19 protein-coding genes are annotated in these 25,103 nt (G+C 65.0%); 15 read left to right on the forward strand and 4 right to left on the reverse strand.

The genetic code is table 11. From position 1 onward, the window contains the following. Positions 1–143 precede the first annotated feature (143 nt). From V8V93_RS18365 to V8V93_RS18405, 9 genes are all read left to right on the forward strand, one after another. A complete protein-coding gene (locus V8V93_RS18365; RefSeq protein WP_338668083.1) occupies positions 144–716 on the forward strand; it encodes a NapC/NirT family cytochrome c in 573 nt (190 codons plus the stop codon). Positions 717–727: 11 nt separating this feature from the next. Beyond that, a complete protein-coding gene (locus V8V93_RS18370; protein WP_338668084.1) occupies positions 728–2,113 on the forward strand; it encodes a multiheme c-type cytochrome in 1,386 nt (461 codons plus the stop codon). A gap of 179 nt (positions 2,114–2,292) precedes the next feature. Beyond that, entirely contained in the window at positions 2,293–4,635 is a 2,343-nt protein-coding gene (locus V8V93_RS18375) for a diguanylate cyclase (RefSeq protein WP_338668085.1), read from the forward strand. A 73-nt stretch (positions 4,636–4,708) separates the two neighbouring features. Next, the gene (locus V8V93_RS18380; RefSeq protein ID WP_338668086.1) at positions 4,709–6,397 is read left to right on the forward strand and encodes an FAD-dependent oxidoreductase; all 1,689 of its coding nucleotides are present in this window, start codon (positions 4,709–4,711) and stop codon (positions 6,395–6,397) included. A gap of 309 nt (positions 6,398–6,706) precedes the next feature. Then, on the forward strand, positions 6,707–7,300 hold the full coding sequence (locus V8V93_RS18385) for a TetR/AcrR family transcriptional regulator (RefSeq protein WP_338668087.1): 594 nt from the start codon (positions 6,707–6,709) through the stop codon (positions 7,298–7,300). Positions 7,301–7,344: 44 nt separating this feature from the next. Continuing rightward, on the forward strand, positions 7,345–8,352 hold the full coding sequence (locus V8V93_RS18390) for a TRAP transporter substrate-binding protein (protein ID WP_338668088.1): 1,008 nt from the start codon (positions 7,345–7,347) through the stop codon (positions 8,350–8,352). Between the two features lie 176 nt (positions 8,353–8,528). Continuing rightward, a complete protein-coding gene (locus V8V93_RS18395) occupies positions 8,529–9,527 on the forward strand; it encodes a TRAP transporter substrate-binding protein (protein WP_338668089.1) in 999 nt (332 codons plus the stop codon). Between the two features lie 59 nt (positions 9,528–9,586). Continuing rightward, entirely contained in the window at positions 9,587–10,072 is a 486-nt protein-coding gene (locus tag V8V93_RS18400; RefSeq protein ID WP_338668090.1) for a TRAP transporter small permease, read from the forward strand. Between the two features lie 2 nt (positions 10,073–10,074). Continuing rightward, positions 10,075–11,388, forward strand: a complete 1,314-nt coding sequence (locus tag V8V93_RS18405; RefSeq protein ID WP_338668092.1) for a TRAP transporter large permease — start codon at positions 10,075–10,077, stop codon at positions 11,386–11,388. Positions 11,389–11,466: 78 nt separating this feature from the next. Here V8V93_RS18405 and V8V93_RS18410 read toward each other — a convergent pair whose 3' ends face one another. The 4 genes from V8V93_RS18410 to V8V93_RS18425 all read right to left on the reverse strand — a co-directional run bounded on the left by V8V93_RS18410 (position 11,467) and on the right by V8V93_RS18425 (position 17,747). After that, positions 11,467–13,512 (reverse strand): methyl-accepting chemotaxis protein, encoded by a 2,046-nt coding sequence (locus V8V93_RS18410; protein ID WP_338668093.1) that lies wholly within the window; start codon positions 13,510–13,512, stop codon positions 11,467–11,469. Positions 13,513–13,630: 118 nt separating this feature from the next. After that, a complete protein-coding gene (locus V8V93_RS18415; RefSeq protein ID WP_338668094.1) occupies positions 13,631–16,045 on the reverse strand; it encodes an acetate--CoA ligase family protein in 2,415 nt (804 codons plus the stop codon). Positions 16,046–16,090: 45 nt separating this feature from the next. Then, a complete protein-coding gene (locus tag V8V93_RS18420) occupies positions 16,091–16,879 on the reverse strand; it encodes a substrate-binding periplasmic protein (protein ID WP_338668095.1) in 789 nt (262 codons plus the stop codon). A gap of 49 nt (positions 16,880–16,928) precedes the next feature. Continuing rightward, complete coding sequence (locus V8V93_RS18425) at positions 16,929–17,747, reverse strand: nitroreductase family protein (protein WP_338668096.1); 819 nt, start codon at positions 17,745–17,747, stop codon at positions 16,929–16,931. Positions 17,748–17,925: 178 nt separating this feature from the next. Between V8V93_RS18425 and V8V93_RS18430 the strand changes: the two genes are divergently transcribed. The 6 genes from V8V93_RS18430 to V8V93_RS18455 all read left to right on the forward strand — a co-directional run bounded on the left by V8V93_RS18430 (position 17,926) and on the right by V8V93_RS18455 (position 25,102). After that, on the forward strand, positions 17,926–19,698 hold the full coding sequence (locus tag V8V93_RS18430) for a glutamine--tRNA ligase/YqeY domain fusion protein (RefSeq protein WP_338668097.1): 1,773 nt from the start codon (positions 17,926–17,928) through the stop codon (positions 19,696–19,698). A gap of 172 nt (positions 19,699–19,870) precedes the next feature. After that, the gene (locus tag V8V93_RS18435) at positions 19,871–20,494 is read left to right on the forward strand and encodes a TetR/AcrR family transcriptional regulator (protein WP_338668098.1); all 624 of its coding nucleotides are present in this window, start codon (positions 19,871–19,873) and stop codon (positions 20,492–20,494) included. A 522-nt stretch (positions 20,495–21,016) separates the two neighbouring features. Then, positions 21,017–21,265: a phage regulatory CII family protein gene (locus V8V93_RS18440; protein ID WP_422394427.1), complete on the forward strand. Its 249-nt coding sequence runs from the start codon at positions 21,017–21,019 to the stop codon at positions 21,263–21,265. Between the two features lie 156 nt (positions 21,266–21,421). Continuing rightward, positions 21,422–23,443: an ATP-binding protein gene (locus V8V93_RS18445; RefSeq protein WP_338668100.1), complete on the forward strand. Its 2,022-nt coding sequence runs from the start codon at positions 21,422–21,424 to the stop codon at positions 23,441–23,443. After that, on the forward strand, positions 23,436–23,960 hold the full coding sequence (locus V8V93_RS18450) for an alpha/beta fold hydrolase (RefSeq protein WP_338668101.1): 525 nt from the start codon (positions 23,436–23,438) through the stop codon (positions 23,958–23,960). Before V8V93_RS18445 ends, V8V93_RS18450 begins: the two co-directional genes overlap by 8 nt. Then, the gene (locus tag V8V93_RS18455) at positions 23,957–25,102 is read left to right on the forward strand and encodes a rhodanese-like domain-containing protein (RefSeq protein WP_338668102.1); all 1,146 of its coding nucleotides are present in this window, start codon (positions 23,957–23,959) and stop codon (positions 25,100–25,102) included. Before V8V93_RS18450 ends, V8V93_RS18455 begins: the two co-directional genes overlap by 4 nt. Position 25,103 lies beyond the last annotated feature (1 nt).

Raw genomic sequence — 25,103 nt, forward strand, 5'->3', positions numbered from 1 at the left:
CCGGTGCTCGATTTTGCGGCAAATGGCAAAAAATAATGTTCCGCCCTGCCCTTTTTCCTCTTTTTCTGCTAACGGATTGTAAAACCCCATCTCCGTGGACCGGGGGCAATGGTCCGGGGGCGGGGGAACAACCAGGAGGAGGTATGCAGCGAACAACCAAGTCGGTTCTGTTGGTCCTGCTCGGCATTCTGATCGCCTTTCCGATCTTCAGCATGACCTATTACACCATGGTCAGGACTTCGACCCCGGAGTTCTGCGGGTCGTGCCATGAAATCCGCCCGGCCGTCCTGGCCTGGGAGAGTTCGACGCACCACAACAACGCCCAGGGATTCGTGGCCGACTGCATGGACTGCCATCTGCCCGCGCCCCAGGACACCGTCGACTTCTTCTTCACCAAGACCATGCACGGGGCCAAGGACGTCTTCTCCCACTTCACGGGCGGGGACGAGAGGTACGACAGGGCGGTCATGCGCGAGCATGTCTGGGCCACCATGAAGAACGACCAGTGCATGAAGTGCCACCGGAACATCCTGCACATGCCGGGCAAGAGCGGGGCCATGCTGGCCCACCGCCGGGTGCTCTATGCGGGAGGCGGCAGCGAGTACCGCTGCACCGACTGCCACCGGCATCTGGTCCACAACGACAGGCAATTCTACGAGTACAAGCAGTTCGACGCCCCCTACCGGGCCAGCGGGCTGCCCAATCTGGGTATCTAGGAGGTTGGTTTATGTATCGCAAAGTGACGTTCACCCTTGCCGCCGCGTTTGCCGTCATCGCCCTGACCGCGATTGCCGCGGGCGCGCAGAATTTCCCCAAGGTCCGCGAACTGCGCATGGACCGCGCCACGCCGCCCCAGGGCACGGCCTGCATCGAGTGCCACAAGCAGGAGACCCCCGGCATCTTCGCCGACTGGGCCATGAGCCGCCACGCCTCGGCGGGCATCACCTGCCTGGACTGCCACCAGGCCCAGCCCGGCGAAGGGGACATCACCACAAGCCATGAGAAGTACTATTCCATGGGCAACCTGCCCATGGGCGAGAAGCAGTACTACGTGCCCGTGGCCTCGGCGGTCACGCCCAAGGACTGTTCCCGCTGCCACCCGGACGAGGCCAAGCAGTATTCCAAGAGCAAGCACGCCAACACGCTGGAGATCATCTGGAAGATCGACCCCTGGCTCAACGGCGGCATGAACTCCGAAAACGAACGCAAGACCGGCTGCTTCTACTGCCACGGCACCGTGCTCAAGATGAAGGACGGTTCGCTCGACAAGGACACCTGGCCCAACGTGGGAGTCGGCCGCCTGAACATGGACGGCTCGCTCGGCTCCTGCACCAGTTGCCACACCCGGCACCGCTTCGCGGTCATGGAAGCGCGCAAGCCCGAAACCTGCGGCCAGTGCCACCTGGGACCGGACCATCCACAGATCGAAATCTACAATGAATCCAAGCACGGCGACATCTACCAGGCCTTCAAGCAGGAGTACAACTTCAACTCCGCACCCGGCGCCTGGACCCCCGGCGTGGACTACCGCGCCCCGACCTGCGCCTCCTGCCACATGTCTGGCTCGGGCAACGTGGCCACCACCCACGACGTGACCGAGCGGATTTCCTGGGAGACCCAGGCCCCGCTGACCATCCGTCCGTCCGAGTTCAAGCCGCTGCCCGCGGCCACGGACTGGAAGGTGGAGCGCGACAAGATGAAGAACATCTGCAGCCAGTGCCACGGCCAGGCCTGGATCGACGATTTCTACAACCAGCTCGACACCTCGGTGAAGGAGTACAACGAGGTCTACTTCAAGCCCGCCAAGAAGGTCCTGGACGAACTCTATGCAAAGGGACTGCTCGACAAGACCAAGTACTTCGACGAGCACCTTGAGGTGACGTTCTACGAACTCTGGCACCACGAAGGCCGCCGGGCCCGCATGGGCACGGCCATGATGGCCCCGGACTACGCCTGGTGGCACGGCTTCTACGAGTGCAAGCACCACTACAACCAGTTCATGGAGGAGGCCCGCCACCTCATCGACACCAACACCAAGGCCTACCGCTATCCCGACTTCCCCAACGCCACGGGCAGCACCACCCGCCCGGAGCAGATCTTCGGCAAGAAGTAGGCGCATATCCGGCTAACCGGTACGGGGGGCGTTCGCGCCCCCCTTTTCATTGCCGGCCCGTCCTGAGCCGAACGTACATGCATTGACCTTCCGCAAAAAAAACGCGATATTAATAATCAGAATGGAGCACGCCCCCCTTTGCACGATAGGGCGGGCGCCCCCCGGACGGGAGACACGGAATGAGCGAAGCATCCCAGCGCAAACGGCTTGAAGAAGCGCGGCAGCGCATCGAGGAACTCGAAGAGGCCCTTGATCAGGCCGCCAGGGCGACCTGCGAGGACCGTTACCACATGGTCTTCGAGAACGCTCCAGGCGGCATGGCCATCATCACGGAGGGTGGCCGCATCCTCCTGTCCAACGCCGAGGCCAAGCGGTTCCTCGGCCTGTCCGGCGAAGGCGACGAGCACAACGCCGAGGATTTCTACGTCGACGTAGAGGATCGCAACCGGCTCCTGGCCATGATCCGGGAGAATCGGCACATCCGAAACTTTCCCGTGCTCATGCACCGCGCCGACGGCACCTCCATGTGGGCCAGTCTGAGCGCCCGATCCATCGACTACGGCGGAGAGCCGGCCAACCTTATCTCCTTCACGGACATCACCGAGCACCGCCGTGCCCTGCGGCGGCTGGAGCTCGACGAGATCCGCTTCGAGCGTCTCTACGCCCTGTCCGAGATGACCCAGCATTCCGAGAAGGAGATCCTCGACTTCGCCCTGGAGGCCATCACCGAGGTGACCGGCAGCGAAATCGGCTACATCTACCGGATCAGCGACGACCAGACCGAGTTGATCCTGCACGCCTGGTCCGAGAGCGTCATGACGCAGTGCGACATCGAGAACGTCCCGAACGTCTACCAAGTCTGCGAGACCGGACTCTGGGGCGAACCCATCCGCAAGGGCAAGCCGGTCATCACCAACGACTACGCGAACCTGGACGGCAAGAAGGGCTGCCCCGAGGGACACATCCCGGTGCGCAACCACCTGGGGGTGCCGGTCTTCGACGAGAGCCGCGTGGTCTTCCTGGCCGGGGTGGGCAACAAGCCCGAGGACTACACCGAGGACGACGTCCGCCACATGGAGCTGATCATGAACGGCACCTGGCGCATCATCCAGCGGCGCCGGTCCAGGGAGGAGCTCGCCGCGGCCCATGCCGAGCTCGAGGAAAAGGTCCGGCGGCGCACGAACCGGCTCCAGCAGGTCAACCGCGAACTGGCCGGGCTCAATCTCAAACTGATGACCAAGGACCAGGAGCGAGAACAGGCCCGCATGGAACTGTTGCGCTACCAGCGGATCATCGAGACCAATCCGGACCTCATCTCCCTGATCGACAGCGAGTACCGCTACGTCATCGTCAATGAGTCCTACACCCACATTTTCGGCCTCAAGCGGGAGGCCATCGTGGGCCAGCCCGTGGGCATCCTCTTCGGCTCCGAGGCCTTCGAGGAACAGTTCCGGCCCGCCATCGACCGCGCCCTGGGCGGCGAAACCCTGACCGAAGCCACCTGGCTGCCCCTGCCCGACGCGGGCAAGCGGTACATGTCCATCACCTACCAGCCGGTCCGGGTCCAGGGCGACGGACACGACTACGTATCCTTCGAGGCCCGGGACATGACCGACCTCAAGCGCAGCGAGGAGGACCTCAAGGCCATCGCCGAGCGGCTGGACCTGGCCACGGATGCCGCGCACCTCGGCATATGGGAATGGGACCTGCGCACCGACGACCTGCTCTGGGACCACAAGATGTTCGACCTCTACAAGGCCGAGCCCCGGCCCTCCAAGGAGCTGTTCGACTTCTGGCGCAGTTGCGTCCATCCGGACGACCTGGCCGCCACCGAACAGAAGCTGGCCCGGTCCATCGAGACCAAGGAACCGCTCTACCTGGAGTTCCGCATCGTCCGCTCCGACGGGGCCACCCGGCACATCCGCCTCGAAGGGCTGGTCCAGGTGGACGACAAGGGCATGCCCACACGCCTCATCGGCATCAGCATGGACGTCACCGAGCAGCGCAAGATGGAGGACGAACTGCGCACCCTGGCCTCCACCGACCCCCTGACCGGGGCGAGCAACCGCCGCCAGTTCATGTCGCGCCTGAGCGAAGAGTTCGAACGCTGCAAGCGGTACAACACCTCCCTGGTCCTGCTCTCCCTGGACATCGACCACTTCAAGCGCATCAACGACACCTTCGGCCACCCGGCCGGGGACGACGTGCTCAAGGAGCTGGTCGCCCTGTGCAAGTCCACCCTGCGCACCACCGACCTCTTCGGCCGCGTGGGCGGCGAGGAGTTCCAGGCAGCCCTGACCCAGACCCGCATCGGCGCGGGCGAGAACACCGCCGAGAGGCTGCGCCGCCGCGTGGCGCGGTGCGAGGTCAAGACCCACGGACAGGTCATCACCTTCACCATCAGCATCGGCGTGACCGCCCTGGCCCCGGACGACAAATCCATCGAAGGGCTGCTCAAGCGGGCCGACGACGCCCTGTACCAGGCCAAGCGCAACGGCCGAAACCGGGTCATGGTCCTCTGATCCCCTTGACTCCCCGCGCCCATCTCCCTACCCTTTTCGATAACGAATACTGCGACCACTGCGAGGTTCCCTCATGTCCCTATTCAAGAAAGACAAGAAAGAAGAAGACTGGTTTCTGCCCGAAGACGTCCGCAAACAACTGACCGAGACCTTTCGGGCCCTCAAGGAGCCCGTGCACCTCGAGCTCTTCGCCCAGTCCGGCGTCAACGACGAATTCGCCGACTACACCGCCACGTTCTGCGCCGACCTGGCCCGGCTCGACGACAAGATCACCTTCAAACGATTCGACATCGCGTCCGACCGGGCCAAGGCACTTGGCGTGACCGCCTCGCCCACCCTGTGCATCAACCCCGACGACTACCACATCCGGTTCCTGGGCGCGCCGCTGGGCGAGGAAGGCAAGTCCTTCATCACCTCCATCGTGCTCGTCTCCCTGCGCATGAACGGGCTGTCCGAGGCCTCCCTCTCTCTGCTCGACCCTCTGGACGAGGAACGGCTGGTCCAGGTCTTCGTCTCCCCCTCCTGCCCCTACTGCCCCGGCCAGGTCATGCACGCCGTGAAGTCCGCCATCGCCCGGCCCGGACTGGTCAAGGCCGAGTGCGTGGAGATGAACGAGAACCGGGAACTGACCGAAAAACACGACGTCGGCTCCGTGCCGCACACCATCTTCAACGGGGGCACGCACGACGCCCTGGGCCTCATGCCCGAGGAACGCTTCGTGGTCGAGATGGTCTATCTCAAGTCCGCCGAGGAGCTCCTCGAAGAGGGCAAGCTGCCCGGCGTGGAGGGATTGCAGACCGCCACCGGCTACGGGACCATCGAGCCCGGCGCGGTGGATCTGGTCATCATCGGCGCGGGCCCGGCCGGGCTGACCGCGGGCATCTATGCCGTGCGCGCCGGACTCAAGACCGTGGTCCTGGAGAAGTCCATCGTCGGCGGCCAGGTGTCCCTGACCCCGGTGGTCGAGAACTACCCCGGCTTCACCGCCGTGCCCGGCAAGCAGCTCATGGACATCATGAGCGAACACGCCCGCCAGTACGTGCCCGTGCACGAGGGCGAGGGCGTGGAATCCATCCAGGTGGGCGACGCTGCCAAGGACGAGCCCATCGTGGTGACCACGGCCAGGGGCGAGTACCCGGCCAAGGCGGTCATCCTGGCCACCGGCGCGAGCTACCGCAAGCTCGGCATCCCCGGCGAGGAGACCTATTTCGGGCGCGGGGTCAACTACTGCGCCTCCTGCGACGGCTACCTCTACAAAGGCAAGTCCGTGGCCATCGTCGGCGGCGGCAACACCGCCCTGACCGACGCCCTGCACCTCAAGAACCTCGGCGTGAACGTGACCATCATCCACCGCCGCGATGAGTTCCGCGCCCAAAAGTCGTTGGCCGACTCGGTGGAGCGCGAAGGCATCCCGGTGCTCTGGAACACCGTGGTCGAGTCCATCGAGGGCGACGGCAAGAAGGCCACCTCGCTCAAGCTGCGCAACGTCAAGGACGACGCGCAGACCGAACTGCCCCTGGACGGCGTGTTCATGGCCATCGGCCAGAAGGCCGCCACCGAACTGGCCAAGGCCATGGGCGTGAAGCTGAACGGGGACGGCTACGTCGAGGCGGGCCCGGACAAGCGCACCAACGTGCCGCGCGTCTACGCCTGCGGCGACCTGACCGGCGGCCTGCAACAAATCGTCACCGCCATCGGCGAAGGCTCGGTGGCCGCCATGTCCGCGTTTGAAGACATCTCCCACCCCTACTGGAAAGAATAGCCATTGAAGAGCGGGGAAGGGGAAGGAAAACCTTGCGAGAAAGGTTCTTTCCTTCCCCTTCCCCGGACTCCATCCCGATCCTTCTCCAAAGCTTTTTATAGCCGCTTCGCTGGGTGGTCCGTGCTGCGCGCCTGACCGCTTTCGAGCAGGCTTTTGCCTCTGTTTCCCCAAAACGGGCTTGACTCCACAGGGGCCCCCTGCTACCCCTGAGTTCTCCGCTGTGACCATCGGTCACTTTCTGACCGTGAGTCGCAAAACGACCGTAGGTCACAATAAAAACCGTACGATTCCGGGGAACAAGGACAGGATATGGCGACCAAACAGCAGGAGAAATCCCAACAGACCATGCGGGAGCTCATGGGTTCGGCCATCGAGCTGTTCGGCACCAAGGGATTTTCCTCCACCTCGGTGGCCGAGATCACCGAGCACGCGGGCTACGCCAAGGGGAGCTTCTACCGCCACTGGAACTCCAAGGACGAGCTGTTCCTCCAGATCGTGGAGCAGAAATTCAAGGAGTACCGGGCCACCCGGCACGACCGCGTGCAGCGGGCCGCCGACCTGCGCGAGGCCATGGACATCATCTGGGATTTCCTGGAAACCATCGTGGCGGACCGCAACTGGTCGGCCATCTTCCTGGAGTTTACCATCCACGCGGCCACCAACGAGTCCCTGCGCCGCCTCCTGAACCAGTCCGACTACCGCCTCTCCGACCGGGTCTTCGCCGACCTGGTCCGCGACCACGTGACCAGCGACTTCCCCCCCGAGAAGATCGGGGCCCTGAACACCGCCCTGTTCGAGGGCTTTCTCATCCACCGCGCGCTCGGCACCGAGACCCTCTCCCTTGCGGAGGTGCGCGAGGCGGCCATCGACCTGGCCGTGAAGAACGGAACCAAGCGGGACTGAGCCCCGCTGCGACCATATCACATCATCAACAAGCGAGATGCCCCATGCGTAAGATCCTGCTGACCCTGACCGCCCTGGCCCTGATCGCCGCCGGACTGGCCTCCCCGGCCTGCGCCGAGTCCGTGCGCCTGACCTATTCCAGCTTCTTCCCCCCCACGCACATCCAGTCCAAGCTGGCCCAGCAGTGGTGCAACGAGGTGGAGAAACGCACGGGCAAGGCGGTCATCATCGACTTCTACCCCGGCGGGACCCTGAGCCCGGCCAAGCAGTGCTACGACGGCGTGGTCGAGGGCATCTCCGACATCGGACAAAGCGCCCTGGCCTACTCGCGCGGCCGCTTCCCGGTCATGGCCGCCGTGGACCTGCCCATGGGCTACCAGAGCGGCGTCCAGGCCACGGCCGTGGCCAACGCGGTCTACGGCAAGTTCAAGCCCGCCGAATTCGACGACGTGGAGCCCATGTACTTCCACGCCCACGGCCCCGGCCTGCTCTTCACCGTGGAGAAGCCGGTCCACACCCTGGCCGACCTCAAGGGCCTCAAGATCCGCTCCACCGGCAACTCCGCCAAGCTCATCGAGGCCCTGGGCGGCACCCCGGTGGCCCAGCCCATGCCTGCCGCCTACCAGTCCCTGCAAAAGGGCGTGGTGGACGGTTCGGTCCACCCCATGGAGTCCAACAAGGGCTGGAAGCTCGGTGAAGTGGTCAAACACTGCACCCAGTCCCAGTGCGTGGGCTACACCACCACCTTCTTCATCGTCATGAACAAGGACAAGTGGAACGAGATCTCGCCCGAAAACCAAAAGATCATCGAGCAGATCAACCGGGAATGGTCGGTCAAGCACGGCCAGGCCTGGGACGCCTCGGACGCCGAGGGCAGGAAGTTCCTGGCCTCCAAGGGCGGCGACTTCATCGATCTCGAACCCGCCGAGGCCGAGCGCTGGGTGCAGGCCGCCCAGCCCGTGCTGAATGGTTACGCCGAGGGCGAGGGCAAGGCCGTGGACGGACAGGCCGTGGTCGAATTCATCAAGGCCGAAATGACCAAGACCCCGTAGGCCGTGACGGCGCAACGGCTGCTCTGCGGACAGCGCCCCGGTTCCAAGCGGCAATACGGAACCGGGGCCGCACTGCGGAGGCGGTTTTTCGCGGGCAGGGCCCGGGGCATTCCATATACAAGGGGGGAGACTGCGGACTCCTCCTCGGACCCCATGCAACCATCCGGAGGGAGACAATGAAAAAACTTTTAACCACGGTCCTGGCCGTCGGACTGCTCTGCGCCGGACTGACCGGCCAGGCGCGGGCCGAGGTCAAGCTGACCTACTCCAACTTCTTCCCGCCCACCAACCACCAGTCCCGACTGGCCGAGGCGTGGTGCAAGGAAGTGGCGAAACGCACCGGCGGCAAGGTCGTCGTCGAGTACTACCCCGGCGGAACCCTGTCCAAGGCCGCCCAGTGCTACGACGGCGTGGTCGAGGGCATCTCCGACGTCGGGCTGTCTTGCCTGGCCTACTCGCGAGGCCGCTTCCCGGTCATGGCCGCGGTGGACCTCCCGCTCGGCTACACCAGCGCGGCCCAGGCCACGGCCACGGCCAACGCGGTCTACGAGCACTTCAGGCCCGAAGAACTCGCCGACGTGGAGCCCATGTATTTCAACGCCCACGGGCCCGGCCTGCTGTTCACCGTGAACAGGCCGGTCAGGAACCTCGACGACATGAAGGGCGAGAAGATCCGGGCCACCGGCAACTCCGCCAAGCTGGTCGGGGCGCTGGGCGGCACCCCGGTGGCCAAGCCCATGCCCGAGAACTACCAGCTCCTGCAAAAGGGCGTGGTCGACGGCTCCATGCACCCCATCGAATCCAACAGGTCCTTCAAGCTGGGCGAGGTCTGCAAGTTCGGCACGGACTCCTACTCCGTGGCCTACACCACCGTCTTCTTCATCGTCATGAACAAGGACAAGTGGGCCCAGATCGACCCCGAGTCACAGAAGATCATCCGTGAAATCAACCGGGAATGGACGGCCAGGCACGCCGCGGCCTGGGACGAGGCCGACGCCGACGGACGGCGGTTCTTCCTGGACCAGGGCGGCGAGATCGTCCAACTGAGCCCCGAGGAATCGGCGGCCTGGGCCGAGGCGGCCCGGCCCGTGCTGGACGACTACGTGGCCGAGGTGGCCGGGAAGGGCCTTGACGGCAAGGCCATCCTGGAATTCACGCGGTCCACCCTGAAATAACCGTTTGCAAGACGGGGCGGGACAGGGTTCCCGCCCCGCACCATGTTCAAGGATACACAATGGAAACGACAAAGCGGCCGCTCCAAATCGCCGAAAAAATCATGCGCGTCATAGCGGCCGCCTGCCTGGTGGGCATGGCGGCCATGACCGGCGCGGACGTGTTCCTGCGCGGAGCGTTCAACACCCCCATCTTCGGCTGCGAGGAGATCGTGGCCATCCTCGGCGTGGTCGCCGTGGGCTTCGCCCTGCCCTACGCCCACTACCAGAAGAGCCACATCGGCGTGGAGATCCTGGTCCGCCGACTGCCCAAGCGGGTCCGCGACGCCGTGGGTCTGGTCACCAACATGGCCACCCTGGCCCTGGTCTCGATCATCACCTGGCGCATGTTCCTCTACGCCGGGACCCTGGCCGAGTCCGGCGAGGTCTCCATGAACCTGGAGCTGCCCGAGTACTACGTGGTCTACGTCCTGTCCTTCGGCTTCTTCGTCTACGCCCTCTGCCTGCTGGCGGACGTCGTCAAATTCTTCGGGAAACGGGAGGCCTAGCCATGGATCCGACCACCGCCGGAATCATCGGCATCGGCATCATGGTCCTGCTCTTCATGACCCGGATGCCCGTGGCCTTCGTCATGATGCTCGTGGGATTCGTCGGCTTCTCGCTGCTGACCTCCTGGAAGGGCGGGCTCAACCTCATGAGCCGAAACATCTACGACGCCTTTGCCTCCTACGAGCTGTCGACCATCCCGCTGTTCATCCTCATGGGCCAGATCGCCTTCAACTGCGGCATCTCCCGGCGGCTCTACCAGACCGCCTACCGCTTCCTGGGCAACACCCGCGGCGGGCTGGCCATGGCCACGGTCTCGGCCTGCACCGCATTCGGCGCGGTCTGCGGGTCCAGCCCGGCCACGGCCGCGACCATGTCCACGGTCGGCATCCCGGAGATGAAGCGCTACGGCTACGCCAACTCCCTGGCGGCCGCCTCGGTGGCTTCGGGCGGGGGGCTGGGCATGATCATGCCGCCCTCGGTGGTCCTGATCATCTACGGCGTACTGACCGAACAATCCATCGGCGCGCTCTTCGTGTCCGGCATCCTCCCGGCCATCCTGCTGACCATCCTGTTCATCGTCGGCATCGACATCCAGTGCAGGATCAACCCGGCGCTCGGCCCCAAGGGCGACACCTTCACCTGGTCCGAAAAGTTCCGGTCCCTGGCCAACCTCATCGACACCCTGCTCATCTTCGCCCTGGTCATCGGCGGCCTGTTCTGGGGGCTGTTCACCCCCACCGAGGCGGCGAGCATCGGGGTCATCGGCGTGCTCGCCCTGGCCGTGATCAAACGCCAACTCTCCTGGCAGGCCTTCGTCAACTCGCTGTACGAGACCCTGCGGACCTCGTGCATGGTCCTGGTGCTCATCGCGGGCGCGGTGGTCTTCGGCAAGTTCCTGGCCGTGACCCGCATCCCCTTCGACATCGCCAACTGGGTGTCCGCCTTCGACATGCCGCCGTTCGCCATCATGGGCACGATCATCCTGATCTACTTCATCGGCGGCTGCTTCATGGACTCGCTGGCGTTGATCATGCTGACCATCCCGGTCTTTTACCCGGTGGTCACGAACATGGGCTTCGATCCCATCTGGTTCGGCATCATCATCGTCCTGGTCACCGAAATGGGAGTCATCACCCCGCCCGTGGGCATCAACGTCTACGTGGTCTACGGCATGTGCCGGAAGATCGCCCCGGACGTGACGCTGGAGGACGTCTTCAAGGGCATCCTGCCGTTTATGCTCTCCATCGTCATCGGCATCGCGCTGCTCTTCATCTTCCCGCAGATCATCCTGTTCCTGCCGGGTCTGATGTACTGACCCGGCCGCCCGACCTGCACGCCAAAAAGGCCCCGGGCTCGGTCCGGGGCCTTTTTCGTATCCGCCGCCGGGCGTGGATCAGTAGCGTTCGAGGCCGTCATCCTCCTCGCTCTCCTCCGCCGGAGGCAGCGCGTCGGGACGGAAGCACAAATCCGAAGCCCAGCCCTGCCCGCAGTTGAAGTAGGCCATCATCTGCTGGAGGGACTCACCCTGACCGGCGAGTTCCTCCGAAGTGGCGGCCACTTCCTCTGCGGCCGAGGCGTTCCCCTGGGTGGCGCTCGCCACCTGGTTCACGGCCGTGCCGATCTGCTTGATGACCAGATCCTGCTCCTCGCAGGAGGCGCGGATCCGGGACATCAGCTCCGACGTCCTCTCGATCTCCGGAACGAGTTCCTCCAGCATGTGCACGGCCTCGTCCGAGGCCATGGCCGTGGACTCGGAGAGCTGGCTGATCTCGCCTGCGGCGTTGCCGCTGCGCTCGGCCAGTTTGCGGACCTCGGCGGCGACCACGGCGAACCCCTTGCCGTGCTCCCCGGCCCGGGCCGCCTCGATGGCCGCATTGAGCGCCAGCAGGTTGGTCTGCCGGGCGATCTCCTCGATGATCGAAATCTTCTCGGCGATCTCCTTCATGGAGCCCACCGCCAGGGTCACGGACTCGCCGCTCCTGGACGCCTTGTCGGCCACCGTGGCCGCGATGCCGGCGGTCTCCCTGCTGTGGCCCGCGTTGCTTGAGATGGAGCGGGCGATCTCGGAGATGGACGAGGACAACTCCTCGGTACCGGCCGCCTGCTCGGTGGCGCTCTGGGACAGGGTCTCGGCCGTGGCGGACAGCTCTTCGCTGCCCGAGGCCACGTTCTGCACCGCCCCGTTGACCCCGAAGACCACGTCGCGCAGCCGGACGATCATGTCGCCCATGGCTTCGAGCATGCGCCCGATCTCGTCCCTTCCCGGCACCAGCACGTCCCTGCTCAGGTCGCCACCGGCCATGGCCATGGCCACCTCGAGGGCCTGGTTCACCGGCCTGGTGATCATCCTCGCCAGGAACCAGCCGATAGACAGCGCCAGGAGCATGGACAGGCCGATGCCGATGATGACGGCCAGCTCCGAGTGGGCCATGTCGTTCTCCATGTCCACGTCGGCATCGTGCCCGATCGTCTCCAGGGATGCCATCAACGCCCCGCCCAACTGATCGGCCCTGGTGTCCGAAAGATCGATCTCTCGCATCAGCCGCCCGTACTCGGCCTGGGCGGCCATGACCTGCTTGGCCACGGTGCTGAATTCCTTGTCGTGGATCCGGGCCAGTTGCTTGATCCGCTCGATCAACTCCTGGTCCTTCATGGCGACCACGATCTGGCCCTTGATGCTGCCGCCTTCGAGCAGCGTCTTGATCTGCCGGTCGAAACCCCGGACGCTGGCCTCGTACTCCTTTTCCAGGGCGGCTTCACGCTCGGCGGAACCGGGCTGGATATATTCCTCGAGAACGACACGGGACTGTCCGATGGTGGCCTTGATTTCCATCGCCATGTCCGCCCAGGAGATCTCCTGCGAAAGGATGTCGAAGGCGTCTGCCCCGGCCGTGATCCGCCGGTCTATGCGCTGGTCCACGGCCTTTTCGAACGCATCCAGGGCCTTGGCTACCGACTCGTGGGCTCCCTCCATGGCCTTCATGACCTCGGCCCGCCGTTTCAACGCCCTGAAGCCGGCCTGCTTGAGTTCGAAAGTCTGGCGGATGGCGGGAATGAATTCGTCCTTGTGCCGGGCCCGGACCTGAAGGGTCAACTCCCTGATGGCGGGGTTTCTCGCGGCCCTGATCTCGGCCCGTTCGTCGGAAACGCCCTCCTGGACGCCGGCGGCATAGAACTCGAAATCGGCGGCGACCTTCTCATGGTCGGCCCAGTTCTCATTCAGGGTCTTCTCGTCCGGGGAATCGAGGAACTCCATGACCATCTGCATGTCCGCGCGCACTGCGTACTTCATCTCGAGTGCGGCATCCACGATATGACCCGACGCGATCATGTCGTTCTGAGCCACCTTGACGTAGACGCCGGTGACCAGGAAGAGCACGACGATGATCAAGAACCCGCCAATGATCTTTGTCCCGATGGGGACATCCGCTAACCTCATTCCACCCTCCGTATCTTTCCGAGCAATCCAATGGGAAGGGAGACTTCACCTATTGTCAGGACATTAGGGGAATGTGGCGAATATTTATATTATAAAGCTATGGGGCGTTCGGACCGGCTCAGCGCGCACGGATGCGGGCCGCGTTGAGTCGGCCGTCCATGTACTGGGCCAGGGCGGCCACGGCCTGGTCCGAGGTGCGGAAGGTGCACAATCCCGCCTCCTTGAGCCGGTCCACCAGGGGATCGTACTGGCGGCCGCCGTCAACCACGCCGATGACCGGGGTGTCGAGCAGGGGCAACAGGTCGGACAGGAGCGCGGCGATGGAGCGCTCGTCATCCATGGTCATGGGCGTGTCCGGATCGGCCAGGGTGCGCATGACCGGGGACATGGGCACGAGCCCGGCCACCACCGCGTCCACGCCCGGGTCCGTGGCCAGGATGCGCACGGCCTCGGCATGGACATGGTCGTCGGCCCCCGGGGTGATGTCCAGGGGGTTGGTCACGGTGACCAGGCCACCCAGCCGGTTGGCGTCCACCAGGGCCGTCAGCGACTCGCGGGTCGCGTCCGCCAGCGGGGCCAGGACCATGGAGTAGTCGTCGGTCTGGATGGAGTCGGCCATGCCCACGGCCTCGAAGCCCGCGCCGGACATGGCGGCCAGCCGGTTGCCGCCGATGGTCTTGCCGTTGAGGCGCTCGGCCAGCATGAACAGGTTCTCGAACTGGGAGAAGGAGTGGGCCATGATGGCCCCGGCCTGGCGCACGCAGGACTCGCAGACCGCGTAGTCCCCGGCCAGGGAGGCGGTGTGGCCGCTGGTGGCGGACTTGCCCTCCGGGGTCCGGCCCGCCTTGTAGAAAACCACGTCCTTGCCCGCGCGCACGGCCCGGCGCACGGCCCGACAGAAATTCAGCCCGTCCATGTCGTTGAACCCTTCGGCGTAGACCGCGATGACGTCCACGTCGTCGGCCTCGGCGAAATGCGAGACCATGTCGCCCAGGGTCAGGTCGGTCTGGTTGCCCACGGAGACCATGTAGGCCGGGTTGAGGAAGGGGCACTGGGAAAGACGGGTGAGCATGAACGCGCCCGACTGGGAGATGAAGGCCGCCCGTTGGTGATCGCCTGGGGCCAGGGGAGGCAGCTTCTCCTCGGGGATGAACCAGGTGTCGTAGCGGCCGGGCCGGGAGACCACGCCCATGCAGTTGCCGCCCAGGAAGACCGGGCCCGCGCCGCGCGCGTGCGCCTCGTCGATGCGGGCGATGACGTTTGCGGCGCGCTCGCGGCTCTCCTCGGTCTCGCCCAGGCCCCCCGGGATGAGCATGACCGACTCGGCGCAATCCAGGGCCACCAACTCGTCCACCAGGGCCGGGACCTGCTCCGCGCCCACCGCGACCACGAACAGATCGAGCCGACGGTCCAGGGACTTCAGGTCCGGGACGCAGGCCACCCCGTCGATCTCGGTCTCGCCCGGCTTGACCAGACGCACGTCCTCGGCCGGGAAACCCGCTTCGAGCACGTTCTTGAGGATGATCCGCCCGAAATTCATGCGCGAGGCCGAGACCCCGACGATGCCGATGGTCGACGGCTTGAGCAGCTTGGCGATGCGCTCCACGGGCCGGGGGGCGCGTACGTCGGTCCGGTCCGAGAAACGGCACAGCCCGTCCAGGGGGACCATCAGGTAGTCGGCGTAGGCGAACGGGTTGATCTCCAGCTCCTCGATGTGGAAAGGCGCGTCCGGGTTCTCAGGGGAGTAGTGGTTGGCCATGTCGATGAACGAGGAAAAACACTCGATGAGTTGTTCGTCGGTGACTATGCGGCGCTGGCCCCGGGTCAACCCGGCCAGCTTGCGGTAGGAGATGGTCTTGCGGAAGAGCTCGAAGAAACGCGCCCCGTCGGTCAGGGCCGTGGAGGCGATGGTCAGGGCCTGGCCCTTGCGGAAGCGCTCCGCATACAGCTCGGTGTCGGTGCCGCCCAGCCCCGCGGTGACGACCATGCCGAACTCGCGGGTCTTGCGGATGCCGACCAGCAGTTCGTTGCCGAAGGCCGTGGAGTCCGGCTCCATGAACTGGACCATGAGCACCCCGCGCAGGTCGCGGGCCACGGCGGTGACCAGGGGCTCGCCAGCAAGGCCGCGATACGGCGCGGGCGCGGAGCCGGGGTCGCGCTCCAGGGCGGCGGCGAAATTCTCCGGGACCTCGTAGAGCATGCGCCGCACGGCCGAGCGGATGGCGTCCGGGCGGTTCTCGACCACGCGCACCCCGCCCGCCTCGGTCTTGTGCACGATGGAGGGCGAGACGATCTTGAGGACCACTTTTTCGCCGGGCAGGACCGAGAGCTGCTCGTCCGTGAACCGGCCCGAGCGCGGCAGGAGCACGCATTGCGGCGGGGTCTCCGCCCCCGAGGCCTTGAGCAGGTCGTAGACCTCGTACTCGAACAGGGAATCGCGACCCTGTTCATTCGCCTGCGCGAACAGGGCGTCGATGGCCTCGAAATTGATCTCCACCTGAACCGAACCAAAGGCATAATGGGCATCCGCCACGCCGTTCTCCGAATATCCATCGGGCGTCACGCGCCCGGCTGCTGGTTATTTGACGTACTCCGCCCGATCGTAGGCCTGGACGATCCGGTCATAGCTTCCGCTCTCACGGATGGCCGCAAGCCCCTTGTCGAAGCCGTCGCACAGGGACTTCTCGACGAAGACCACCTGCCGCTCCTGGGCCGGGAAGATCGGACTGAACCTCACGGCCTGGTCCAGGTCCACGGCCCGGCCCGCCGGCGAGTTCTTGAGCCGGTTGCGCCAGTAGAGAAAGACGCGCTTCTCGGAGATGACCACGTCGACCCGCCCGGAAAAGAGCATGCGCACCTGCAGGGACTGGTCGGACAGTTCGCTGTACAGGTCGTTGCCCCCGGTCATGGCCGCGAAATCGGGGCCGAGATAGCTGGCCGCATCCTGGAACCCGAGGACCACGTACCCGGCCAGGTCGGCGATGGAGCCGATGTGCAGATGCCGTCCGGCCAGGCTCACGGCATAGTTCCGGAAGGTCAGGGTCGGCACGGAGTAGAAGACCGGGCGTCCGATGCGCTCGGCCATGTCGTAGCCCACGCTGGTGGCCAGGCAGTCCACATCCCCCTCGGCCAGGGCCAGGGGCAGCCGCAAGTTCGGCAGGTAGACGAACTGCGCCTCCATCCCGGCGGCCCGGAAGGCCGCCCGGAGGAGATCCACCTCAAGCCCGGCGTCCTGCTCCCGGAGCACGTAGGGCGCGATGGCGAAGCCCACGCCGACCCGGATCTCGCGCGCCGGGGCGACGGTCGCGGACAGCAGGACCGCGGCCAGCGCGGCCGCGAAGTAAAAGGGGCGCAGTCTCGACATCATGCCGGACCCTACATCGACTCCACCGGCGAGTCCAGCCGGGAGCGGCCGCTCACAGCCAGTCCACCGAGGGCTCCGGGCGCGGAGGGAGGGCCGGATAACGCCGGGCCGGACGGCCGAGCATGAGCGCTCCGTAGACCGCTTCGTCCCCGGCCACGCCGAGGAGCTCGCGCACACCGGCGTCGTACGCGGCGGCGGCCATCAGATAGCCGCACCAGCAGGCGCCGAGCCCGGCGGCCGTCAGGGCCAGCTCCAGGTAGGCGGTGGCGATGACCCCGTCCGGCTGCGGGGTGATGCCCTGCTTGGGCCCCACGGCCACGGCCAGGGCCGGGGCGTTGCGGCAGATGATGTCCGTACCGCCGTCCCAGAGACGGACGATGCCGGGCAGATGCAGGGAAGCGGCCAGCCTGGACTCGGCCTCGGACTCGGCGCGCATCCATTCGGCCACGGCCCCGGCCACCTCGGCTACTTTGGCGCCTCCCTCGGCCACGACCCAGCGGGTGGGCCGGGCGTTGTGGCCCGACGGGCAGTATTCGGTCACGGACAGGACCCGGCCGAGCAGGCCCCGGTCCACGGGCTCGTCGCGGAAGGCGCGCACGGACCGCCGCGCCTTGAGGAACTGCTCGCTCTGGTCAAGGGATATGTTCAGCGAGCGGTCCACCGGGACGCTTCCGTCGGCAAAGCGCGTGAGCCGGATGGCGTCCGCCGGGCAGACGGCCATGCAGTGGCCGCAGTCCAGGCAGTAGGCCTGTTTCCTTTCGTGGGGTTCGGGCAGCCCGCCCTCCTCGAAAACAATGCACCCGGCCGGGCAGTCGGCGGCGCAGAGTCCGTCCCGCTTGCAGCGGGTCTCGTCGATGGTGAACAACGACATATTCTCTCCTCCTTGGAGTGGCCGGGCCAGTGTGTCTTCTTGCGCCGTTCACGGCAAGCATTACGTTGACCGGCAAGCGGTTTTACCGTATTTCCTGTGCCACGGGCAGGATGGGGAGTCTTGCCCTCTTTGCGACGATTCGACCGAAAAACGGTCCATTCATACAACGAGGTTTTTCATGAGCAGCAAACCCGAGGCCCCGGAAAAGGGCAAGGACTTCATCCGCCAGATCATCGACAGGGACATGGAAAGCGGCAAATACCACGGCCGTGTCCACACCCGGTTCCCGCCCGAGCCCAACGGCTACCTGCACATCGGCCACGCCAAGTCCATCTGCCTGAACTTCGGCCTTGCCCGCGACTACGAGGGCAAGTGCAACCTGCGCTTCGACGACACCAACCCGGTCAAGGAGGACATGGAATACGTGGACTCCATCCGCGAGGACGTCCACTGGTTGGGCTTCGACTGGGACAACAACTTCTACGCCTCGGACTACTTCGAGAAGCTCTACTTCATCGCCGAGCTGTTCATCAAGATGGGCAAGGCCTACGTGGACCACCAGTCCGCGGACGAGATCCGCGAAAACCGGGGCACCCTCAAAGAACCGGGCAAGGACTCCCCGTACCGCGACCGGACCGTGGAGGAGAACCTGGCCCTGTTCCGATCCATGCGCGCGGGCGAACTTGCGGACGGCGAGTGCATCCTGCGCGGCAAGATCGACATGAGCGCGCCCAACGTCATGCTCCGCGACCCGGCCCTGTACCGCATCAAGCACGCCGATCACCACCGGACCGGCGATGCCTGGTGCATCTACCCCATGTACGACTTCACCCACGGGCTGTCCGACGCCATCGAGGGCATCACCCACTCCATCTGCACCCTGGAGTTCGAAAACAACCGGCCGCTGTACGACTGGTGCGTGGACACCCTCATGGAAGGACTGAAGCGGCCCGAGCTGTTCGGCGAGAACGCGTCCCTATATAATGAACTGGCCGCGCTCCCCGGCTTCACCGACCGCCCCCGGCAGTACGAGTTCGCCCGCCTGAACATCACCGGCACCGTGCTCTCCAAGCGCAAGCTCATCCAGCTGGTCAAGGAGGGCTTCGTGAACGGCTGGGACGACCCGCGCATGCCGACCATCTCCGGGTTCCGGCGGCGCGGCTTCACGCCCGAGTCCATCCGCGACTTCTGCGACCGCATCGGCGTGGCCAAGGCGGACTCCATGGTCGAATACGCCCTGCTTGAGGCCTGTCTGCGCGAGGACCTGAACAAACGCGCCCCGCGCTACATGGGCATCATGGACCCGGTCAAGCTGGTCATCGAGAACTACCCCGAGGACCAGGAAGACGTCTTCGAGATTGCCCTCAACCCCGAGGACGAGTCCTACGGCGCACGCAAGGTACCCTTCACCCGCGAACTCTGGATCGAGCGCGACGACTTCATGGAGGAGCCGCCCAAGAAATTCTTCCGCCTGGGCCCGGACCGCGAGGTCCGGCTGCGCGGCGCGTACTACGTCAAGTGCACCGGGTATGAAAAGGACGCGGACGGCAAGGTCACCGAGATCCGGGCGACCTACGACCCCGAGTCCAAGGGCGGCTGGCTGGAAGGCGGCCGCAAGGTCAAGGGCACCCTGCACTGGGTCTCGGCCAGACACGGCCTCGACGCCGAGGTACGCAACTACGGCCCGCTGTTCACCAGGGAAAACCCCAACGCCGTGGAAGAAGGCAAGACCTTCACCGACTACGTGGACCCGCACTCCCTGGAATCGCTCAAGGGATGCAAGGTGGAACCGGCCATGGCCGACATGGACGCCGGGACCAACTTCCAGTTCGAGCGCACCGGCTACTACTGCGCCGACCTGCGCGACCACAAGCCGGGGCAGGCCCTGGTCTTCAACAGGACCACCACCCTGCGCGACACCTGGGCCAAGATCCAAAAAAAGTCCAGCTAGTCCGAACCAAATAAATCACCAATGAAAAGGCCGTGTTATGCGGCCTTTTCATTGCCCTTGCGCGCGCCGTTCGAAAAAATATCCATTTCCCGCTTGACACTGATTGCTCAATCAATCTATACCTGCATCAACGACTGATTGCACAATCAATCGATACGAGGAAAACGACACGATGACCAAGAAGGAAGCCATACTCAGCGCAGCCCAGGAGGCCTTCGGGCAACTGGGGTTCCACGCCGCCACCGTCAAGGACGTGGCCGGGCGCGCCGACGTTTCCTTCGGACTCGTTTCGCATTACTTCGGCAGCAAGCAGGAGCTCTTCCTGGCCGCCGGATTCGACATGGCCGACCGGCTGATACTCTGCCTGAGCGAGGCGACGGCCAAGGCCAAGAACGGCATGGAGGCCATCCGCGCCTACATGACCGCGTATTTCGCGTTTACCGAAGACCACCGGGTCGGTTTCCCCGTCCTGCTGCGCTGTTCTCCCTTCAGCCACATGGAGCCCGGTGTGGACGGCGCCAAGGTGATGGAGAAGTTCAGCATCTTCATAGACGAATTGAAACGCTGCGTCGCCCTGGGCATCGAGGACGGGACCATCCGCTCCCTGCCCCTGGAACAGACCGCGCTGATCATCTACGGCAACATCGTCGGCTCCGTCCGTACCAGCCTCCTGTCCCCCTACGAGTCGACCGGGCTGTTTGCCGAGACCATCAATCACGTGGAGCGCAGCATCACCGTGGACACGGACCAGGCAAGCGACTGTAGCCGGATGCACGATCAGCCGTTGGCCCAATAGGGCGAACCGGCAACGAGAAGAGAACGAGCGAGGTAACGAAGATGTTCAAGAATCTTACCGCCGCAAGAATACTGGAAATCATACTGGGCAGCCGCGCTTGGCTGAACTACATGGAATCCTTCAAGACCTGGTCGCAAGACTGGGCGGATAAACAGCACCCTTAGTCCCGAACGGATCAACACCTCCTAAGGCGCACAGAAATGGACCGCAACCCACACCTGACAGCCTGACAGATACGTTTCGGACACCCCGGCCTAGCCGGGTATCAGGGAGCCGCGAAAGCGGCTCCCTTTTTTTGTGTCTCACCGGTGTCGCACTTGCAACATAAATGTTGCACAACGTCGCATCATGCGACATGTGCGACACTGCTGCGACAGTAGTATGGGCGAACCTATTTTGGGTGTTTTTTTATAACCTATAGAAATAGCAAATTATAATAGAAATAACCCAACTTTGGCACGCCGGTTGCTAATTAGCTCATAGCGTTTCGCCAGTAACCAACAAACTCTGCGGGAGGGCATGATGTTTGAAAAGAACGTAACCAAGGTTGTCCAGGACTGCATTCTCGACAGCGGCATTCAGGCCAAGATCGTCGCCCAGAAGATCAACAAGCCGTATTCGACCCTGATGCGCGAAATCAATCCCTTTGACGCCAGCGCCAAGCTGGGCGCGGAGACCCTGCTCGAAATCATGAAGGTGACCCACGACATCCGTCCGCTCCAGTTCATGGCTTCCGAGATGGGCTTCAACCTGGAGACCGGCAACGCCTAGCCGATTCCAGTGACCGATTTTCGGCCGGGCCTCGCGCCCGGCCTTTTTTTTGTCTTTGCGGAAGCACCGGAGAATCCCGTCGGATGCCTTGCCAATGTCGCCCGTTCAGCTTAGAAATACATGGTTATCTGAGAACCCGAGGACGACGAGCGACACATGACCACACACAACGGAGCCAGGCTGCCCAGGGCCGACTCTCTCAGCCGCCGGGCCAAACTGGCCCAACTGGCCTTCATTTCGGCCATCGTCCTCGTCTTTTCCTGCGCGCTGATCCTGTTCAACGCCTACCGCCTGCACGTCCGTCTGTCCGAGCGCGCGGACAGCATCGCCCACCTGGCCCGGACCAGCCTGGCCAGCGCGGTCTGGCAGGTTGACTATGCCTCGGCCCGCGACTTCATCGACGCCGTGCTCCAGGACGACACCGTGGCCTTCGCCCAGGTGGTCACCGGCCGCGAGGTCATGGCCGCCAAGAGCCGCCCGCGCTTCACCGGCCACGACTTCGACTATTTCACCAAGGACCGCCGGTTCATCACCAAGTCCGTGGAGATCCGCAAATACGGCGACTGGATCGGTTCCTTCAACCTGGCCGTGACCACCGAGGGGTACGTCCAGGAGATGGCCATGTACGTGGGCCTGACCCTGGCCCTGGCCCTGCTCCTGATCCTGACCCTGACCCTGGCCGCGGTCCGCTACATGCGCAAGCACTTCCTGACCCCGCTCATGGACCTGGAGGAGTCGGCCACGACCATCGCCGACGGCAACCTGGACGCGCCCATCGACACGTCCGCGTCCAACGAGCTGGGCAGCCTGGCCCGGGCCATCGACGACATGCGCCAGTCAGTGCGCCACCTGATCCGCGACCTCCAGGAGGCCAATGCCAAGCTCCAGAACCACCAGAACCTGTTGGAGAGCAAAGTCAAGGAGCGCACCGAGGAGCTCAAGCGCAAGAACGAGTCCCTGAACGGCGCCCTGGACCAGGTCCGCCGGGCCAAGAAGGCCGCCGAGATGGCCAACACGGCCAAGAGCAGCTTCCTGGCCTCCATGAGCCACGAAATCCGCACGCCCATGAACGCCATCCTGGGCATGGCCGACATCCTCTGGGAGACCGAACTGTCCGAGGACCAGGCGCACTACGTCGACGTCTTCCGCACCGCGGGCGAAAGTCTGCTTGAGATCCTCGACGACATCCTGGACCTGTCCAAGATCGAGGCCGGGCACCTGACACTGGAAAAGACCTGGTTCCAGTTGGCCGACATCCTGGACCGGACCTGCGGCGTGATCCAGGACAAGGCCTCGGAAAAGGGCCTCCGCCTGAGCTGCAACACCGCCCCGGAGGTGCCGGGGAGGATCAACGGCGATCCCACCCGGCTGCGCCAGATCCTCCTCAATCTGCTGGGCAACGCGATCAAGTTCACGGACACGGGCTCGGTATCCCTGAACGTGGACCTGGCCGCGAAGGACGACGAGACCGCCCTGCTCCACTTCTCCATCACGGACACCGGGGTGGGGGTGCCCGGCGACAAGCTCGGCGCCATCTTCGACGCCTTCACCCAGGCGGACAGCTCCACCACCCGCCAGTTCGGCGGCACCGGGCTGGGCCTGGCCATCAGCAAGGAGCTGGTCCACATGATGGGCGGGCGCATCTGGGCGGAAAGCATGCCGGGCAAGGGCAGCATCTTCCACTTCACGGCCCGCTTCGGGGCCGCCGCCGGGACCGAGAGCACCCCGCCGCCCGCACCGGTTCCGCCCGACGACGAAGCCCTCCTGCCCCCCCTGAACATTCTCATGTTCGAGGACTCCCGGTACAACGCCTTCGTGGCCCAAACCTATCTTGGGTCCACTCCCTGCACCATGACCGTGGCCGAGGACGGCGCGAGCGGCGTCGAGCTCTTCAAGAAAGGGGGCTGGGACCTGGTCCTCATGGACATCCAGATGCCGGTCATGGACGGCTTCGAGGCCACCCGGGCCATCCGCGAGTGGGAGCGGGAGCACGGTCTCGACCCGGTGCCCGTGGTGGCCATGACCGCCTTTGCCATGGACGAGGACGCCCGGCGCTGCATCAAGGCTGGGGCGGACTACCACCTGCCCAAGCCGGTCAAGAAGAGCACTCTGTTCGAAACCCTCCGCAAACTGGCCGCAGGCCGTCCGGCCCGGCCTAAAGGAGACGACCATGCCTGATTGCCGCCTGTTGTGGTGTCACGGTTCCCTGAGCCAGCCCTGGGGGACCAAGAGCCTGGCCCTGGCCGACGTTGCCGGGGAGTTCGATCTGACCATGGAAGGCCCGGATTTCAGCGACCTCGCCGACCCCGACGAGCGGGTGGAGCGCCTGGTTTCCATCCTGGCCGAGGACGACCGGCCCGCCATCCTGGCGGGGTCGAGCATGGGCGGCTACGTGGCCGCGGCCGCGGCCCTGCGCGCGCGGATCCCGGCCCTCTTCCTCCTGTCCCCGGCCTTCTATCTCCCCGGCTACGCGGTGCACGTCTTCCCCGCCCTGCCCGGGCGCGTCACCGTGGTCCACGGCTGGAACGACGACGTGGTCCCGCCGGACAACGCCATCCGCTTCGCCCGGACCCACAAGGCCACCCTGCATGTGCTCGACGACGGCCACCGCCTGGAGGCGTCCACCGAGACCCTGTGCATTCTCTTCGCCCGGTTCCTGGCCGGAGCCACGGCGGACTTCGAGGAACGCGCATGACCCGGACCCTGACGGTCCTTGGCCTGGCGCTCCTGTGCGCGGGCCTGGTCCTCCCGGCGCATGCCGGGGACTTTCCCCTGCGGCCCTATTACCCCGAGGTGCCGGTCATCACCGCCGGGCAGCTCCTGGCCGACTACGACGACGCCGTGATCGTGGACACCCGCTCCCGCCTGGAATACGAAGTGGCTCACATCAACAAGGCCGTGCTCCTGCCGCCGGGCAAGGGCGACTTCGCCCGACGGCTCAAGGCCCTGCGCCCGAAGTCCGCCCCGGAGCCCCTGGTCTTCTACTGCAACGACCGCACCTGCCCCAAAAGCTACCAGGCGGCCCGACTCGCCCTGTCCCAAGGGTTCGGCCATGTCTACGCCTATGACGGCGGCATCTTCGACTGGATCACCGCCGCCCCGGACCGGGCCACCCTCATGGGCGAGACCCCGGCCCGCAGGGAGCGGGTCATTTCCCCAAAGACCCTGGAACGCAGGCTGCTGTCCTTCGAGGAATTCGAACGCGAGGCGAAAAAACCGAACACCCTGGTCATCGACATCCGCGACCCGTTCCAGCGGGACGTGATCCCCCGCCTGGGCCACGTCCGGGCCATCCCCCTGGACCCGCTGCTCGACCTGGTCACCTCGCGCATCTGGACCGAAAAGCGGCTGCTCTTCTTCGACGCGGTGGGCAAGCAGGTCCTCTGGCTGCAATACTTCCTCAAGGCCTGCGACTATTTCGACTACGGGTTCCTGGACGGCGGCGTCCGCGCCATCGCCGGCGATCCCGCCCTGGTCCGCCCGGTGGTCGAGGCCGACCGGACCGTGGCCTGCGACCAGGACCTGCTCCTCAGACTCAGCGCCGACCGGCGGCTGAACAACGCCGACAGGCGGGTGATCAGCTACCTGGCGGCCAACGTCCGGTCCAACAACTACGTGGTCATCGACATGTCCCGGCCCGGCGGCGACACCGGCATCGACCCCGCCGTGCTGCTCGACTCCGTGAGGAAGCTGTCGGCCCTGGGCTACGCCGCGCACTCGCTCATGCAGGACACGCTCATCGTCCGCATGGACCCGAGGCTGGCCTGGAAGGGGCCGTCCGACACCGACCTGTGGAAGGACAAGGTCCGCGAATTCAACACCGCCATGGGTAGGTAGC

Source organism: Pseudodesulfovibrio sp. 5S69 (assembly GCF_037094465.1).
Lineage (GTDB): Bacteria > Desulfobacterota > Desulfovibrionia > Desulfovibrionales > Desulfovibrionaceae > Pseudodesulfovibrio > Pseudodesulfovibrio methanolicus.

Coding starts and splice junctions, on each gene's coding strand:
- V8V93_RS18365 (WP_338668083.1), top strand. CDS start 144: ATGCAGCGAACAACCAAGTCGGTTCTGTTGGTCCTGCTCGGCATTCTG.
- V8V93_RS18370 (WP_338668084.1), top strand. CDS start 728: ATGTATCGCAAAGTGACGTTCACCCTTGCCGCCGCGTTTGCCGTCATC.
- V8V93_RS18375 (WP_338668085.1), top strand. CDS start 2,293: ATGAGCGAAGCATCCCAGCGCAAACGGCTTGAAGAAGCGCGGCAGCGC.
- V8V93_RS18380 (WP_338668086.1), top strand. CDS start 4,709: ATGTCCCTATTCAAGAAAGACAAGAAAGAAGAAGACTGGTTTCTGCCC.
- V8V93_RS18385 (WP_338668087.1), top strand. CDS start 6,707: ATGGCGACCAAACAGCAGGAGAAATCCCAACAGACCATGCGGGAGCTC.
- V8V93_RS18390 (WP_338668088.1), top strand. CDS start 7,345: ATGCGTAAGATCCTGCTGACCCTGACCGCCCTGGCCCTGATCGCCGCC.
- V8V93_RS18395 (WP_338668089.1), top strand. CDS start 8,529: ATGAAAAAACTTTTAACCACGGTCCTGGCCGTCGGACTGCTCTGCGCC.
- V8V93_RS18400 (WP_338668090.1), top strand. CDS start 9,587: ATGGAAACGACAAAGCGGCCGCTCCAAATCGCCGAAAAAATCATGCGC.
- V8V93_RS18405 (WP_338668092.1), top strand. CDS start 10,075: ATGGATCCGACCACCGCCGGAATCATCGGCATCGGCATCATGGTCCTG.
- V8V93_RS18410 (WP_338668093.1), bottom strand. CDS start 13,512: ATGAGGTTAGCGGATGTCCCCATCGGGACAAAGATCATTGGCGGGTTC.
- V8V93_RS18420 (WP_338668095.1), bottom strand. CDS start 16,879: ATGATGTCGAGACTGCGCCCCTTTTACTTCGCGGCCGCGCTGGCCGCG.
- V8V93_RS18425 (WP_338668096.1), bottom strand. CDS start 17,747: ATGTCGTTGTTCACCATCGACGAGACCCGCTGCAAGCGGGACGGACTC.
- V8V93_RS18430 (WP_338668097.1), top strand. CDS start 17,926: ATGAGCAGCAAACCCGAGGCCCCGGAAAAGGGCAAGGACTTCATCCGC.
- V8V93_RS18435 (WP_338668098.1), top strand. CDS start 19,871: ATGACCAAGAAGGAAGCCATACTCAGCGCAGCCCAGGAGGCCTTCGGG.
- V8V93_RS18440 (WP_422394427.1), top strand. CDS start 21,017: ATGTTTGAAAAGAACGTAACCAAGGTTGTCCAGGACTGCATTCTCGAC.
- V8V93_RS18445 (WP_338668100.1), top strand. CDS start 21,422: ATGACCACACACAACGGAGCCAGGCTGCCCAGGGCCGACTCTCTCAGC.
- V8V93_RS18450 (WP_338668101.1), top strand. CDS start 23,436: ATGCCTGATTGCCGCCTGTTGTGGTGTCACGGTTCCCTGAGCCAGCCC.
- V8V93_RS18455 (WP_338668102.1), top strand. CDS start 23,957: ATGACCCGGACCCTGACGGTCCTTGGCCTGGCGCTCCTGTGCGCGGGC.